At 32.4% G+C, this 14,992-nt stretch carries 10 protein-coding genes; all 10 read left to right on the forward strand.

Translation table 11 applies throughout. From position 1 onward, the window contains the following. Positions 1 to 40: 40 nt before the first annotated feature. The 10 genes from LL038_RS21655 to LL038_RS21700 all read left to right on the forward strand — a co-directional run bounded on the left by LL038_RS21655 (position 41) and on the right by LL038_RS21700 (position 14,871). On the forward strand, positions 41 to 469 hold the full coding sequence (locus LL038_RS21655; protein WP_216120630.1) for an FHA domain-containing protein: 429 nt from the start codon (positions 41 to 43) through the stop codon (positions 467 to 469). Between the two features lie 26 nt (positions 470 to 495). Beyond that, on the forward strand, positions 496 to 1,740 hold the full coding sequence (locus LL038_RS21660; RefSeq protein WP_216120632.1) for an FtsW/RodA/SpoVE family cell cycle protein: 1,245 nt from the start codon (positions 496 to 498) through the stop codon (positions 1,738 to 1,740). Then, on the forward strand, positions 1,733 to 3,154 hold the full coding sequence (locus tag LL038_RS21665) for a peptidoglycan D,D-transpeptidase FtsI family protein (protein ID WP_216120634.1): 1,422 nt from the start codon (positions 1,733 to 1,735) through the stop codon (positions 3,152 to 3,154). The genes LL038_RS21660 and LL038_RS21665 overlap by 8 nt, the downstream gene beginning before the upstream one ends. 286 nt (positions 3,155 to 3,440) lie before the next feature. After that, on the forward strand, positions 3,441 to 5,306 hold the full coding sequence (uvrC, locus tag LL038_RS21670) for an excinuclease ABC subunit UvrC (RefSeq protein ID WP_216120636.1): 1,866 nt from the start codon (positions 3,441 to 3,443) through the stop codon (positions 5,304 to 5,306). Between the two features lie 154 nt (positions 5,307 to 5,460). Further along, positions 5,461 to 6,426 carry a UDP-N-acetylmuramate dehydrogenase gene (gene murB, locus LL038_RS21675; protein ID WP_216120638.1) on the forward strand — a complete coding sequence of 322 codons (966 nt, stop codon included), beginning with the start codon at positions 5,461 to 5,463 and terminating at the stop codon, positions 6,424 to 6,426. 291 nt (positions 6,427 to 6,717) lie between these two features. Then, on the forward strand, positions 6,718 to 7,602 hold the full coding sequence (rapZ, locus tag LL038_RS21680; protein ID WP_171295842.1) for an RNase adapter RapZ: 885 nt from the start codon (positions 6,718 to 6,720) through the stop codon (positions 7,600 to 7,602). Then, positions 7,599 to 8,930, forward strand: coding sequence for a gluconeogenesis factor YvcK family protein (locus LL038_RS21685; RefSeq protein ID WP_216120640.1), 1,332 nt, complete (start codon positions 7,599 to 7,601; stop codon positions 8,928 to 8,930). Before rapZ ends, LL038_RS21685 begins: the two co-directional genes overlap by 4 nt. Before the next feature lie 57 nt (positions 8,931 to 8,987). Then, complete coding sequence (gene whiA, locus LL038_RS21690) at positions 8,988 to 9,938, forward strand: DNA-binding protein WhiA (RefSeq protein WP_071614452.1); 951 nt, start codon at positions 8,988 to 8,990, stop codon at positions 9,936 to 9,938. A 7-nt stretch (positions 9,939 to 9,945) separates the two neighbouring features. Beyond that, positions 9,946 to 11,250, forward strand: a complete 1,305-nt coding sequence (locus LL038_RS21695; RefSeq protein ID WP_216120643.1) for a DRTGG domain-containing protein — start codon at positions 9,946 to 9,948, stop codon at positions 11,248 to 11,250. A 39-nt stretch (positions 11,251 to 11,289) separates the two neighbouring features. Then, on the forward strand, positions 11,290 to 14,871 hold the full coding sequence (locus LL038_RS21700) for a DNA polymerase III subunit alpha (RefSeq protein ID WP_216120645.1): 3,582 nt from the start codon (positions 11,290 to 11,292) through the stop codon (positions 14,869 to 14,871). Positions 14,872 to 14,992: the final 121 nt, after the last annotated feature.

A 14,992-nucleotide genomic window follows, 5' to 3' on the forward strand; every position in this document is an offset into this window, starting at 1 on the left:
GCTAGTCTTTGACTATTTTTTAAAGAGGAGAAAGTGCATTATGGCTGAGATAAGCAAGTTTTTGAAATATGCTATTATAGCGATTATTTACATTATAATAATATTTGCATTGAGAATAATGTATAAGGACATAAAAGGTGGTGCAAAAAAGAAACCAGTTATAAAGAAAACTATGGGTCTTGAGGTTATTGAAAGAGGCGATAATCTTAATTTGAGGGTCGGCGCGGTTATACCTTTAAATGATCAACTTTCAATAGGCAGAAAGGCAGATAATCTTTTAATTCTGGGAGACAAATATGTGTCTTCTCAGCATGCAAAAATATATATGAAAAATACAAATTATATTTTGCAGGATTTGGGAAGTACTAATGGTACTATAATGAACAATAAAGCGGTTAAGGATACAGTGTATATAAAAAAAGGTGACGTAATTAAAATAGGAACTTCAACCTTTAAGGTTATAGGGTAAATTATGAGTGCAAGCGGGGTGATATTATGGATAGTATAAAACAAGAGAGAAAGCTGCTACGGTATACCTATCTTTTATGTATAGTTCTATTTTTGAATATGTATTTTATTGGTAAAAACGAGTTTGACAAAAACGCTCTAATAATGGGTGGAATAATATGCTTTGTTTTTGCAGCTTCACATTTTGTTATAAGAAGATTTTTTCCGGATGGGGATAAATATATCCTACTTTTTTCAAATGTATTGGCGGTTATAGGTATAGGAATGTTATATAGGCTTGACTCGCCCGTTGCGATTAAACAACTTATTTTCTATGCAGTTGGGATAGCTATATTTATTTTAGTGGTAGTTCTTTTCCCAAGTTTGAGTAAGTTTGGGAAGTACAAATATGTTTATATGATATGTACTCTTATTCTTATGTCTTTGGGAAGTATAATGGGAGCGACAACTTATGGAGCTAAAAATTGGGTAAAAATAGCTGGGTTCACCTTTCAACCAACAGAATTTGGTAAATTATCTTTGGTGGCGTATTTAGCAGCATCATTGCAATATTACGGAATAAAAACCGAAGGTAAGTCAGAAATTTCTAAATTTAAGGCATTAATTGAACCTGGAATAGTAGTTATGATATCACTTGGGCTTATGGTAGTTCAAACAGACTTGGGTTCGGCCCTCCTATTTTTCGCTATATCAATAACTATGTTATATATTGCAACTTCAAATTTTAAATATATCCTATTATGTTTAGTATTATTTATGGTAGGTGGGTTTATAAGTTATCAAATGTTTGGACATGTGCGATTGAGGGTTACGATTTGGGGTGACCCCTGGAAATATGCAACTAAGGATGGATATCAGTTAGTGCAATCTTTAATTTCCATAGCCTCGGGTGGTCTTTTCGGAACAGGCCTTGGTCTTGGACATCCTGGAATGGTTCCTGTAGTTACTACAGATTTTATTTTTGCAGCTGTTTGTGAGGAGATGGGACTAGTTACTGGATTTGCTATTCTTATTTTATATTTTTTATTGTTTTACAGGTGTATGAGGGTACCTATTTATAGCAAGGATAACTTTACCAGGTTACTCGCGGTGGGATATAGTACAATGCTAGCTGCTCAAGTATTAGTTATAGTAGGAGGAGTAGTTGGAGCTATTCCTCTAACGGGGATAACACTACCACTAGTTAGTTCTGGAGGAAGTTCAATGCTTGTGACTTTTTTTTCACTAGGTATACTTCAAAAAATTTCGGAGGACGGTCAAAATTATGAATGATTTTGTAAGTAATATAAAAAAGGTCCTGTTGGTATTTTTAATACTCTTTATTGCTTTGATTACATATATAACTTATGTATATATGTTTAATAGTCAGAAAGCGGTAGCTAGTACCTTTAATCGAAGGCTTTGGGCAGAGAGAAATAAGGTATTAAGGGGAACAATTTATGACAAGGATATGGTAGCTTTAACAAAAAGCACGAAGACAAGTGAAACATCTCAAAAACAGAATTATTTGCAAGGTGCAGTTTTTGCACATGCTATAGGATATATGGATCCTGTTTATGGACTTAGTGGCCTTGAAAAAAAATATGATACACAACTTATGGGCAATAATGATACAACACTTTCAAAATTTGTCTTCTTTAATAAGGACACTGAACAAAAAGTTGGTAATGGTTTAAGGACTACGCTTGATTCTAAACTCCAAAAAAAGGCTTATGAACTTTTAGGTGATCATCGAGGTTCCATAGTAGCAATGAACCCTAAAACTGGAGAAATTTTAGCTATGGTTTCTAAACCTTCTTATGATCCTAATAATTTAGAGAAAGATTGGAAGAGTATAACTACAAATAAGGAAATGCCTCTGCTTAATAGAGCAGTATCTGGACTATATCCACCAGGGTCTACATTTAAGACTGTTACGGCAGCAAGTGCTTTAGAAAACATAGCCAATGTTTACAATAGCAGCTTAAATGATAATGGTAGTTTAATTGTTAATGGAACAAAACTCTTGGAAGATTATAATGGTGAATCTTTTGGAAATATAGATTTTAAATCTGCCTATATGCATTCTAGTAATGTTTTTTTCGGATCATTAGGTCTCGATTTAGGAAATAAGGCATTGAAAGATACCGCAGAAAAATTTTATTTTAACAAAAACATTCCAACTATAGGTTTAACTGTAGAAAATAGTGTATTTCCAGATTATAAAAATAATGAAAAAGGTAATATTGCGCAGAGTGCTATAGGTCAGGCAGGGGTTTTAGTTACGCCTATGCAAATGGCATTAGTTGTGAGTGCAGTTGCTAATGGTGGTACAATGATGGAACCAATGCTTGTTAAAGAAATATTAAGTAGCAAGGGTAAGTCTATAGAGAAATTACAGCCCAAGCAGCTTGGTCAAGTTATGACAAAAAATAATTCTGATATTATGAAGGGCTTAATGAAGGAGGTAGTATCTCAAGGAACAGGTACTGCTGCAGCTCTTTCTGACATAGTAGTTAGTGGTAAAACGGGTACCGCAGATCATGATGACCCAAGTAAACAAGAAGCTCCACATGCTTGGTTTACTGGATTTGCGCCTTATGATGATCCTCAAATTGCTATAGCGGTAATTGTAGAGGAAGGCGGACAAGGTGGCGCTAAAGCTGCTGAGATAACTAGGGAACTTGTTAGAACTTATTTGCAATAAAACTCTAATTTTGTTAATTTTAAAAAACATGCGAAAGCATGGGCATAATGGTGAAAATATAAAGTCAAATATTACAATAATATTTGACTTTATATTTTGTATTCTATAATTTATTTAGTAGTATAATTAGAGAAAATGACGTATAAAATGAATGCCGGTATAGAAAAAATAGTATATGTAGTAACTTGTAATAAATTGCCCGGGAAATTTAAATGAAAAGGTATAATTGTGGATATACATGTTTGAGTGAAAATAATTATAATATTAAAGGGGAGGGTGTTGTATTATGTTTGACTTTGATTATCAACTAAAGACTCTTCCAGATGAACCAGGAGTATATCTTATGAAAAATGATCTTGGTGAAATAATATACGTTGGGAAGGCTAAAATATTAAAAAATAGAGTAAGACAGTATTTTAAATCATCAAAAAATCATTCTGTAAAAGTTATGGCTATGGTGAAAAATATAGCTGAATTTGAATATATAGTAACTGATTCAGAGATGGAGGCATTGATACTTGAGTGCAATCTTATTAAGAAATATAGCCCAAGATATAATATTTTGCTTAAAGATGATAAGCATTATCCATTTATAAAGATAACTATTAATGAGGAGTTCCCGAGGGTATTTGTAACTAGAAATATTGCAAATGATGGAGGGAGATACTTTGGACCATACACAGATTCTGCAGCTGTATATAGTACCATTGAACTTATAAAACAAATATTTCCGCTTAGAACATGCAGAAGAAATATTAAAGAAGGGGTCCTATATGATAGACCATGTTTAAACTATCATATAGGGTTATGTAAAGCCCCTTGTACAGGGTATATTAGTAAAGAAGAGTATGGAAAAATTATAAAAGGTGCATTGGATCTACTTACGGGAAAAGATAAAAGTATAAAGGAAGATTTAAGAAACAAAATGGAAAGTGCATCGGAAGTTTTGGAATTTGAAAAAGCAGCAATGCTTCGGGATAAGATTATGGCTATAGAAAAAATAAATGAGAAACAAAAAATTATAATAGGAAATTGTGAGAATGAAGATTTCATTAATGTGTATGTTGATGAAAAAGATGTTTGTATTCAAGTGTTTTTCCTTCGTGATGGTAAGATAGTAGGTAGAGAACACTTTATTTTAAATGATGAAGCAGAGAATGTAGAAAATGAACTTATAGAAGAATTTATAAAGAGGTTTTATGGCGGGACAGCATTTATCCCTAAAACAATATATGTACCTTTTATAAGTGAGGTAGAAATCTTAGAACAATGGCTTAGCGCTAAAAAAGATTCAAAGGTAACTATTAAGATTCCTCAAAAGGGAGAAAAGAAAAAAACTTTAGAGATGGTTGCAAATAATGCAAAGATAACTCTCGAAAATTTTAAATTAAAGGATATGCAAGATAAGGAAATTCATAAAATCGCAATGCAAGAGATTACAGAACTATTAAAACTTGATGAGATACCTGATAGAATTGAATCATATGATATATCAAATATAATGGGTGTAGATTCTGTAGGGAGCATGGTGGTTTTTGAAGGTGGAAAGCCTAAAAACAGTGATTATAGAAGGTTTAAGATAAAGTCAGTAATAGGAGCAAATGATTATGATAGTATGCGGGAAATCTTAGAACGGAGGTTTCGTCGTGGACTCGATGAAGTGGAGAGAATAAAAGAGAGAAATTTAGAACTTAGTAAGGGCAAGTTTTGTGTGTTCCCGGATTTAATTCTTATGGATGGTGGAAAAGGTCAGGTTAATGTGGCCCTTGAAGTTTTAAATAATCTTAATATTGATATACCAGTATGCGGAATGGTTAAGGATGATAGGCACAAAACTAGAGGTTTAATATATAATAATATAGAGCTATTTATGAAAAACAATTCCCAAAGTATGCACTTAATTACTAGAATACAAGATGAGGTCCATAGATTTGCAATTACTTATCACAGAACGCTTAGGGATAAAAGAACATTATATTCTATATTGGATAACATACCCAATATAGGCGAAAAGAGAAGAAGAGAGTTATTAAAAAAGTTTGGTAGTATAGATAATATAAAAGGTGCTGGCGCAAAAGAGCTAATGGATACCCCATCTATGGATAGCAAGTCCGCAGAGTGCGTTATATCATATTTTAAAAATAATAAATAAACTTATTCGGAATATTTATATTATGATAAATTTAAACTGTTGAAATATTGTAGTAAAAAGGGTAAACTAAAAGAACTATATCTTGCATAACATAAATAATATTATTTATGTTATGCAAGTATATAAATATATTAATATTTTCAAGGAGTAGAATATGAAATTATATGCGGAATTATTAAAACAAATAAATAAAGTAACAGACAATTCTAATATAAAGGTAGACGAACCAATGGAAAACCATACTTCTTTTAGAGTGGGTGGGCCAGCTGATATTTTAGTAACGCCAAGTGATGTTTTAGAAGTTCAAGCTTTAATAAAAATTTGTGAAAAATATAAAGTTAAATATTATTTAATAGGAAATGGTTCTAATTTACTAGTTAAGGATGGCGGTATTCGCGGTGTTGTTATAAAGCTATGTAATCTTAATAAAATTGAGGTTGAAGGAAATAAAATAACAGCTCAAAGTGGAGCTAGTTTATATGATGTTACAATGGTGGCATTAGACAAAGGGCTTAAAGGTATTGAGTTTGCTAACGGAATTCCAGGTAGCATTGGTGGGGCAGCAGCTATGAATGCAGGAGCATATAACGGCGAAATGTCTATGGTTTTAGATAGTCTACTCGCAATAGACCAAAATGGAGAATTATTAACAATAGACAAAGACGATATGGAGCTATCTTACAGAAGTAGTGCTGTTCTTAAATATGGATATACAGTTATAAGCGTTACTCTTAAATTACAGGCCGGTGACAAGGAAATTATAAAAGCTAGAATGGATGACCTTGCAAAAAAAAGAAGTGATAAACAACCTTTGGAATATGCATCGGCAGGGAGTACATTTAAAAGACCTGAAGGGCATTATGCAAGTGTACTTATACAAGATTCAAATCTTAAAGGAACTCATGTTGGTGATGCAGAGGTGTCTGTTAAACATTCTGGTTTTATTATCAATAAAAAGAGCGCAAGTGCAACAGATATTTTGGATTTAATCAAGCTTGTACAGGATGAAGTGCAAAAAAAATTTGGTGTAAAGCTTGATACTGAGGTAAAGATTTGGGGAGAGGACAAAGAATCTTTTGAGGGAACATCTTCCTGCGAAGCTGGGTCATCTTCTTACTAAATTATTTTATCTTATAGGTAAAAAATGAGTTTAATATGAATAATTTAAAAAAATTATAAAATAAATATGATTTTAAAACGCACAATAGGATAAATCTTTGTGCGTTTTTTTTTATATTTACATATCTATAATTATGATTATTTGTGTTATAATTAAAAATGAAACTGTATTAGTACAACTAAGTAGACAAACATTTAAAGTGAATAATTAATAATATTAAAATATTAGTAGCAATAATAAAATATTTGGTGTAATAGAAATTCTTGATTTTTGTAGAGGGGGTTTTTTTTGATGAGATTTGTTATATTGACGGGGTTATCGGGAGCTGGAAAAACACAAACGGTACGAAACCTTGAGGATTTAGGTTTTTTTTGTGTGGATAATTTGCCACCTGTTTTAATTCCCAAATTTGCTGAGGCATGTTATCAATCTAATGGTAATATTGACAGAATTGCTTTAGTTATAGATATTCGTGGTGGAAAGTTTTTTGATGATTTATTTGAAAGCTTAACATACCTAAAAGATGAAGGGTATGAGTATGAAATATTATTTCTAGAGGCTTCAGATAAAGTGCTTATTAAAAGATATAAAGAGTCAAGGCGGAAACATCCTCTAGCGCCAGAGGGAAGAGTTGTAAATGGAATTGAAACTGAAAGACGCAAACTTAGGGATGTACGTGAGCGTGCTGACCATATAATTAATACATCTAAGCTTTCTGCAAGAGAACTTACAGAAGAAATAAATAATATCTATGGTGAGGAAGGTCAGATAGAAACTAAGCTTGTTATAACCGTGCTTTCGTTTGGATTTAAATATGGAATACCTGTGGATTCGGATTTGGTATTTGATGTGAGATTTTTGCCGAATCCTTTTTATATTCCAGAGCTTAAGAAGTATTCAGGCAATGATCAACCGGTTCGCGATTATGTATTAGAATTTGAAGGGACTAAAGTATTTATAGAAAAACTTCAAGATATGCTACAGTTTCTTATCCCAAATTATAAAAAAGAAGGAAAAAGACAACTTATAGTTTCTATAGGATGTACAGGGGGAAGACATAGGTCAGTTGCTATAGCAAATAGAATTTATGAAATACTTGGGCGTAATGGATATGATGTTAATATAGATCACAGGGACATAAATGAAGATGTAAATAGAGGTGATGGTAAGCTATGATGCTAAGGAATTTGCTGAAGCCTGGAATTAATATAAAAAGGTGGATTCTTCTAGTTATTGTAGGTGCTTCTATTTTAGTGTTTGGAATTTTTGAACTAATAAATAAAGAATATCACTCTCTGCCAAAGATAGTTTTATCAGCGCTGATTATAGTGCTTGGAGCTTTGATAATATATGTTGCTATAATACAAATTATAAAATTTTTTATTATATTAGTTAATACAGGTAGCATTGATGTAGCTATAAGTTCGAGAAAATTGGAAGATTTAATATATGAAAAGAGAGTACTTATAAAGGGGCCTAAGATTGTAGTAATTGGTGGAGGCACTGGTTTATCTACCATGCTTAGAGGTCTGAAAAAATATACTAATAATATAACAGCGATAGTTACAGTAGCAGATGATGGTGGGGGGTCAGGCATTTTAAGAGAAGATTTAGGCATACTTCCTCCTGGAGATATTAGAAATTGTATTTTGGCGTTAGCGGATACGGAACCACTAATGGACGAATTATTACAGTATAGATTTAAAGATGGAAGACTAAAGGATCAAAGTTTTGGTAATTTATTTTTAGCTGCGATGGATGGGATTTCAAATAATTTTGAAGAGGCTGTACAGAAAATGAGTTCGGTACTAGCTGTAACAGGTAGTGTTATCCCAGTTACTTTAGATAATATGACATTAAAGGCAAAGCTTAAAAATGGAAATATAATTGATGGAGAATCAAATATTCCTAGAGGCGTAATAGAAAATAAGAGCCCTATTGATGAAGTTTTTATAGAACCTAAAGATGCTAAGGCACTTAAGGAAGCTTTGGTTGCTATAAATGAAGCCGATGCAGTAATTCTAGGACCTGGAAGCCTTTATACTAGTATTATTCCTAATCTATTAGTAAAGGAAATAAGAAATGCATTGTATAAGACAAAGGCCATAAGGATTTATGTGTCAAATATAATGACCCAACCAGGTGAGAGTGATAATTATACTGTTGATGATCATATAAAGGCTATAAATCGGCATGCTAAAGGTAAAGTTGTTGATTGCGTTTTGGTAAATACAGGGAAAATAAGTAGTGAACTAGAACTAAAATATCATAATGATAATTCAAATATGGTTATTATAAATGAAGAGGAAATTAAAAAGCTTGGTGTAGGAGTAATTAGGAGCGATTTTGTTAAAATAGGAAAAGGTCATATAAGACATGATACAGACAAGCTTGCAACCATTTTAGTAGAAACGATTATGGAGAAGAAGTTATTTAATGATAAAAAGAAAATAGTTGAGTACTTTTATTTATCACAGAGGCTGAAGGAAAACAAAAATAAATAAAAAAGGTTATTTATTTTAATATTCCTTTGGAAAATAAACGCAATAAGGAGTAGAATAATGTCATTTTCGTCTAAGGTTAAAAATGAAATTTGTAGATTTACAGATATGAGTAAGAAAGAGGCCATGGCTGAAATGGCTGCTATAATGAAGGTTAGTGGGACTATTGGACTTGGATCAAACAAACAAATAAATTTCCAAATAACAACTGAAAATCCTGCAATAGCACGACTTATCTTTAAACTGTTAAAGGAACATTTTGGTATTCACGCTAGATTATTAGTTAAGAGAAGTAACTCCCTAAAGAAAAAAAATGTATATGTTGTTATAATTACGGAAGAGATGGGTGTTAAAGACTTATTAAAACAAGTGGCAGTCCTTGAGGATGAAAACTTTTTTTCAATAGATTATACTATACCAAGCAGGTTAATTGATGCTGAGGAATGCAAACGTAAATATATAAGAGGGGCCTTTTTAGGTGGTGGAAGTATTAGTAATCCTGAAAAAAATTATCATGTAGAGTTTGTGACTCATGATAGTGATTATGCACAGGAATTAAGCACACTTATTAATAGCTATGGATTGTTTTCAAAAATAATACAAAGAAAAAGCAGTTTTGTTATTTATATTAAAGAAGGTGAACAAATAGTTGATCTTCTTAACATAATTGGAGCACACAATTCATTACTATTCTTAGAAAATGTAAGGATAATGAAAGAAATGAGAAATAATGTAAATAGACTTGTGAACTGTGAAACGGCTAATCTTAGTAAAACAGTAAATGCATCAGTAAGACAAGTAGAAAGTATAAAATTAATACAAAAAGAAATAGGTTTTAAGAGATTGCCTAAGAATTTGAGAGAGATCGCTGAACTAAGGCTTGAGTATCCTGATGAATCTTTAAAAGAACTTGGAGCAATACTTGAACCACCAGTAGGGAAATCTGGTATTAACCATAGATTAAGAAGAATAGAAAAAATTGCTGAAGAATTAAGGAAAGAAGGAAGGTAAGGAGAGAATGTCAAAACATGAGGAGATAGTTAATCATATCCTTGCCCTGCAAATTGGAACTAAGATATCTGTAAGAGGTATCAGTTCTGAACTCGGCATTAGTGATGGTACATCTTATAGAGCGATAAAAGAAGCAGAAAATATGGGTATTGTTAATACTGTTCCTAGGGTGGGAACTGTAAGAGTTGAGAAGGTATATAAAAAAAACATTGATAGTCTTACTTATGCTGAAGTTATAAGAATTCTTGATGCTACTATTTTGGGCGGCAAAGAAGGCATAAATAAAAGTTTAAATAAATTTATTATAGGAGCAATGGCTGTTGAATCAATAATTAGATATCTAAAGCCAGGATACCTCCTTATTGTTGGAAATAGGGAAGAAGCACAACTGCTTGCTCTTGAAAATGAGGCTGCAGTATTGATTACTGGAGGTTTTGATTGTAGCGAAAAGGTAAAGATACTTGCTGATGAAAAAGGAATTCCTGTATTATCGTCAACTTATGATAGTTTTACAGTAGCTAGTATGATAAACAAGGCTCTTTATGAAACTATGATTAAAAAGGAAATTATTTTAGTTGAAGATGTTATGGATACTAATACTACTTGTCTTATGGGTACGGACACTGTGTCTACCTGGAGGCAACTAATGCTAGAAACTAATCATGAGAGATACCCAGTACTAGATGAGAATATGAAAATTATTGGGATAGTTACATTAAGGGATTTACAGGGATCTAATGATGATGATGAACTAATTAATAAAATTATGAATAAGAACCCTGTATGTGTAACACCTAAAACAACTATAGCTTATGCTGCCCATATTATGGGTTGGGATGGAATTAAAATTTGTCCTGTAGTTGATAAGAAGAAGCTTGTAGGGGTTTTAACTATAGAACATGTTATAAAAGCAATGGAGTTTGCACTAAGGCAACCACAAGTAGCTGAAACTTTAGAAGATCTTATTTTAATGAATTTTACATGTGTACACGAGGATAATAGCTTACATTTTAATGGCCAAATTATTCCTCAGATGTTAGATCCTTTTGGAACGGCCTCTTGGAGTTCACTAAATATGCTCCTATCAACTATGGGGATAATGTCATTAAGGCAGAATAATAACATTAACATCTCAGTGGATAGTATTATGTCGTACTTTATGAAACCTGTGCAAATGGGTAGTGATATAGATATATATGCCAAGATTGTTGATAAAGGTAGGAGTTTTTCTAAGGTAGAAATAAATATGTACAATAAGAATAATGAGCCTATTGCAAAGTCTATGATTTCTGCAAAAATATTTGGCAAATAACATATAAAATTAAATTATGGGTTGAGGGGAAGTGAAAAAATGACGGAGAAACTAAAGATAAAAAAGAAAGAAGATTTAGGGAGTTTTGTACATCTTCATGTGCATACAGAGTACAGCCTTCTTGATGGTTCGGGAAAGATTAAAGAACTTATAGCTAAAACCAAAGAGCTGGGCATGAAAAGTATTGCTATAACAGATCATGGAGTAATGTATGGATGCGTGGAATTTTATAAACAAGCGAAAGAACAGGGAATTAAACCTATTATTGGTTGTGAAATATATGTAGCTGCTAAATCTATGAATATAAAGGAAACTGATAGAGACAACGCTACCCACCACTTAATACTTTTAGTTAAGAATGCTAAGGGTTATCAAAATTTGATGCACATAGTGTCGGCAGCATCCATTAAAGGGTTTTATTATAAACCAAGGGTTGATTATGAATTTCTATCAAAGTATAGTGAAGGAATAATTGCTAGTAGTGCTTGTCTTGGTGGAGAGGTTCAAAGCCTTCTTCTACGAGGTAATTACGAAAAAGCAAAGGAAATAGCATTAAAATATAGAGATATATTCAAGGATGGCTATTATTTGGAGCTACAATATCACGGTATGCAAGACCAGTTTAAAGTTAATGAACTCTTAGTAAAATTATCTAAGGATACGGGAATTCCACTAATTTGTACAAATGATACTCATTACATAATGCAAGAGGATTCAAAGGCTCATGATATTCTTTTATGTATTCAGACAGCAAAAACTGTTGATGATGAAAATAGAATGAGGTATCCATCAGATCAGTTTTATTTAAAGTCTCCAGAAGAGATGCAAAAGACTTTTGCCTATGTTCCAGAGGCGCTTAGTAATACAGTCAAAATAGCAGAGATGTGCAATTTTGATTATGAATTTCATGTATCGAAACTTCCAAGGTTTCCACTGCCTAGCGGTGTAGATCCTTATGAATTTCTAAGAGAACACTGTTACGAGGGGTTGGCGCCTAGGTATGAAGTATTTAGTGATGTAATTACCAGAGGCTTCTCTATAGAATACATAAATGAAATAGCGAAGGTTAGTCCAATTGCTAAGATGTATGTGGATAGACTTGAATATGAGCTTAATATAATAAAACAAATGGGATATGTAGATTATTTCCTTATAGTATGGGATTTTATTAAGTTTGCAGTAGATCATGGTATTCCAACAGGCCCTGGGCGTGGATCCGCAGCAGGTTCAATAGTTGCTTATACATTAGATATAACGAAGATCGATCCTATTAAATATAGTCTTATTTTTGAACGTTTCTTAAATCCAGAAAGAGTATCTATGCCAGATATAGATTCAGATTTTTGTTATGAAAGGCGTCAAGATGTAATTGATTATGTTGTTGAAAAGTATGGATCTACTAATGTATCACAAATTATAACATTTGGAACAATGGCTCCTAGAGCTTGTATAAGAGACGTTGGACGTGCTATGAATTATTCGTATGCAGAGGTTGACAGGATCGCTAAGATGATACCATCTGTGCTTAATATAACTATAAATAAGGCTCTGGAAATGAATGCAGAGCTTAATTCATTATATAAAGACGATTCGCGTGTTGAAGCGCTTATAAATATTGCAAAGGCACTCGAGGGGCTTCCAAGACATAGTTCTACCCATGCGGCAGGAGTAGTTATTGCATCACAACCCTTAGTAAACTATGTTCCTCTTCAGAAAAATGATGAAATGATAGTAACACAATTTCCTATGGGAACCTTGGAGGAACTTGGACTTTTGAAGATGGATTTCCTTGGACTCCGTACACTTACAGTTATTAGGGATTGTGTAGACTTTGTAAAACAAAATAGAAATGTATCTATAGATATAGATAATTTAGATATTGAAGATCATAAAGTCTATAAAATGATCGGAGAAGGAAAAACAGTAGGTATATTTCAACTAGAATCTGCAGGAATGACTAGCTTTATGAAGGAACTAAAACCTGATAAATTTGAGGATATTATTGCCGGTATAAGTTTATATAGACCGGGCCCAATGGCTGAAATTCCACGTTACATAAGAAATAAAAATAGTATGGACAAGGTGGAATATGTTACTCCAAAGCTTGAGGAAATCCTTGGTGTTACTTATGGAGTAATGGTGTATCAGGAGCAAGTTATGGAAATAGTTAGAAAACTTGCTGGGTATTCAATGGGAAGATCTGATCTAGTTCGTCGTGCTATGTCTAAGAAAAAGCACAAGGTCATGGAAGAGGAGCGATATAACTTTATCCATGGAATAGTGGACGAGAGTGGGAACATAGAAGTACAAGGCTGTCTACGAAATGGTATAACCGAGGTGGCAGCAAATAAAATATTTGATCAAATGATGGATTTTGCATCTTATGCATTTAATAAATCACATGCGGCAGCATACGCTGTTGTTGGTTATGAGACTGCATATTTAATGTGTTATTATCCTACAGAGTTTATAGCAGCAATGCTCAATAGTGTAAAAGGAAATGCTGAGAAAATAGCCTTTTATACTAGGTATGCAGTTCAAATTAATATCGGAGTGTTGCCTCCTAGTATAAATGAAAGCTTCGCCGAGTTTACTGTAAAAGGTGATACTATAAGATTTGGTCTATCAGCACTTAAAAATGTTGGGGTAAATGTAATAGAGAGCATTGTACGTAATAGAGAAGAGAAAGGCGAATTTTCAGGTTTTATGGATTTTTGCAATAAAATAGATACATCTTGTGTAAGCAAAAGAGCAGTAGAAAGTCTTATTAAGGCAGGGGCATTTGATGATTTTAAGATTCATAGATCACAGCTACTAGCAGTTTATGAGAAGGTATTAGATGGAGTAAACAATGATAGAAAGAGAAATATTTCAGGACAAATAAATCTGTTTTTAGATTTTGATAATGATTATAATAATTTTGAAATAGAGTATCCGAGTATCAAAGAATTTAAAAAGAAACATATTTTAGCTATGGAAAAGGAAATGACTGGAACATATTTGTCTGGTCATCCGCTAGATGAATACGAAGAGACACTTAATATACAGACCAATACTAGAATATCTGATATTGTGCTAGATGAGAGTCTTGAAGAAGATAATGAAATGCTTAGTGAAAGTTTTAAACTTCAAGATGGTGATAAAGTTATAATTGGTGGTATAATATCATCGGTTAGTAAAAAAGTTACTAAAAATAATGACATGATGGCATTTATTAATTTAGAGGATTTATATGCTAGTGTTGAAGTAATAGTTTTTCCAAAGACATTTGAAAAATATAAGTCACTTATTGAAGAAGATGAAATAGTAATAATTAAAGGTAGGGTTAGTATTCGCGAAGAGGAACAACCAAAGATATTATGCGAAGATATTAAGCCTCTTGTAAAAATTAACAGCGAAAAAATTTATATCTTAGTTGAAAATGATGTTATGATGAAAGATGCATTAAAGAAAATAAAGCAAAACTTAGCTATATATAGAGGAAGTACTCCTGTATATCTGTGTACAAAAGAGCCGAGAAAAATGTATGCTGTGGATAAGGCTTTATGGCTCAGTGAAGAAATTGATGTTATGGAAGTTTTAAGAAAAATATTTGGTCAAGATAATATAAAAATACAATAAAACATTTTTGTATAATTATAGAGGCAGTTATTAAAGGTAAGATTGTTATCTTTAATAACAATCTTGCCTAAAGTAGTAATTTCAACTCGATAAATGGTAAAATATATACATTTAACTTAAA

The organism is Clostridium estertheticum (assembly GCF_026650985.1).
Taxonomy (GTDB): Bacteria; Bacillota; Clostridia; order Clostridiales; family Clostridiaceae; genus Clostridium_AD; species Clostridium_AD estertheticum_C.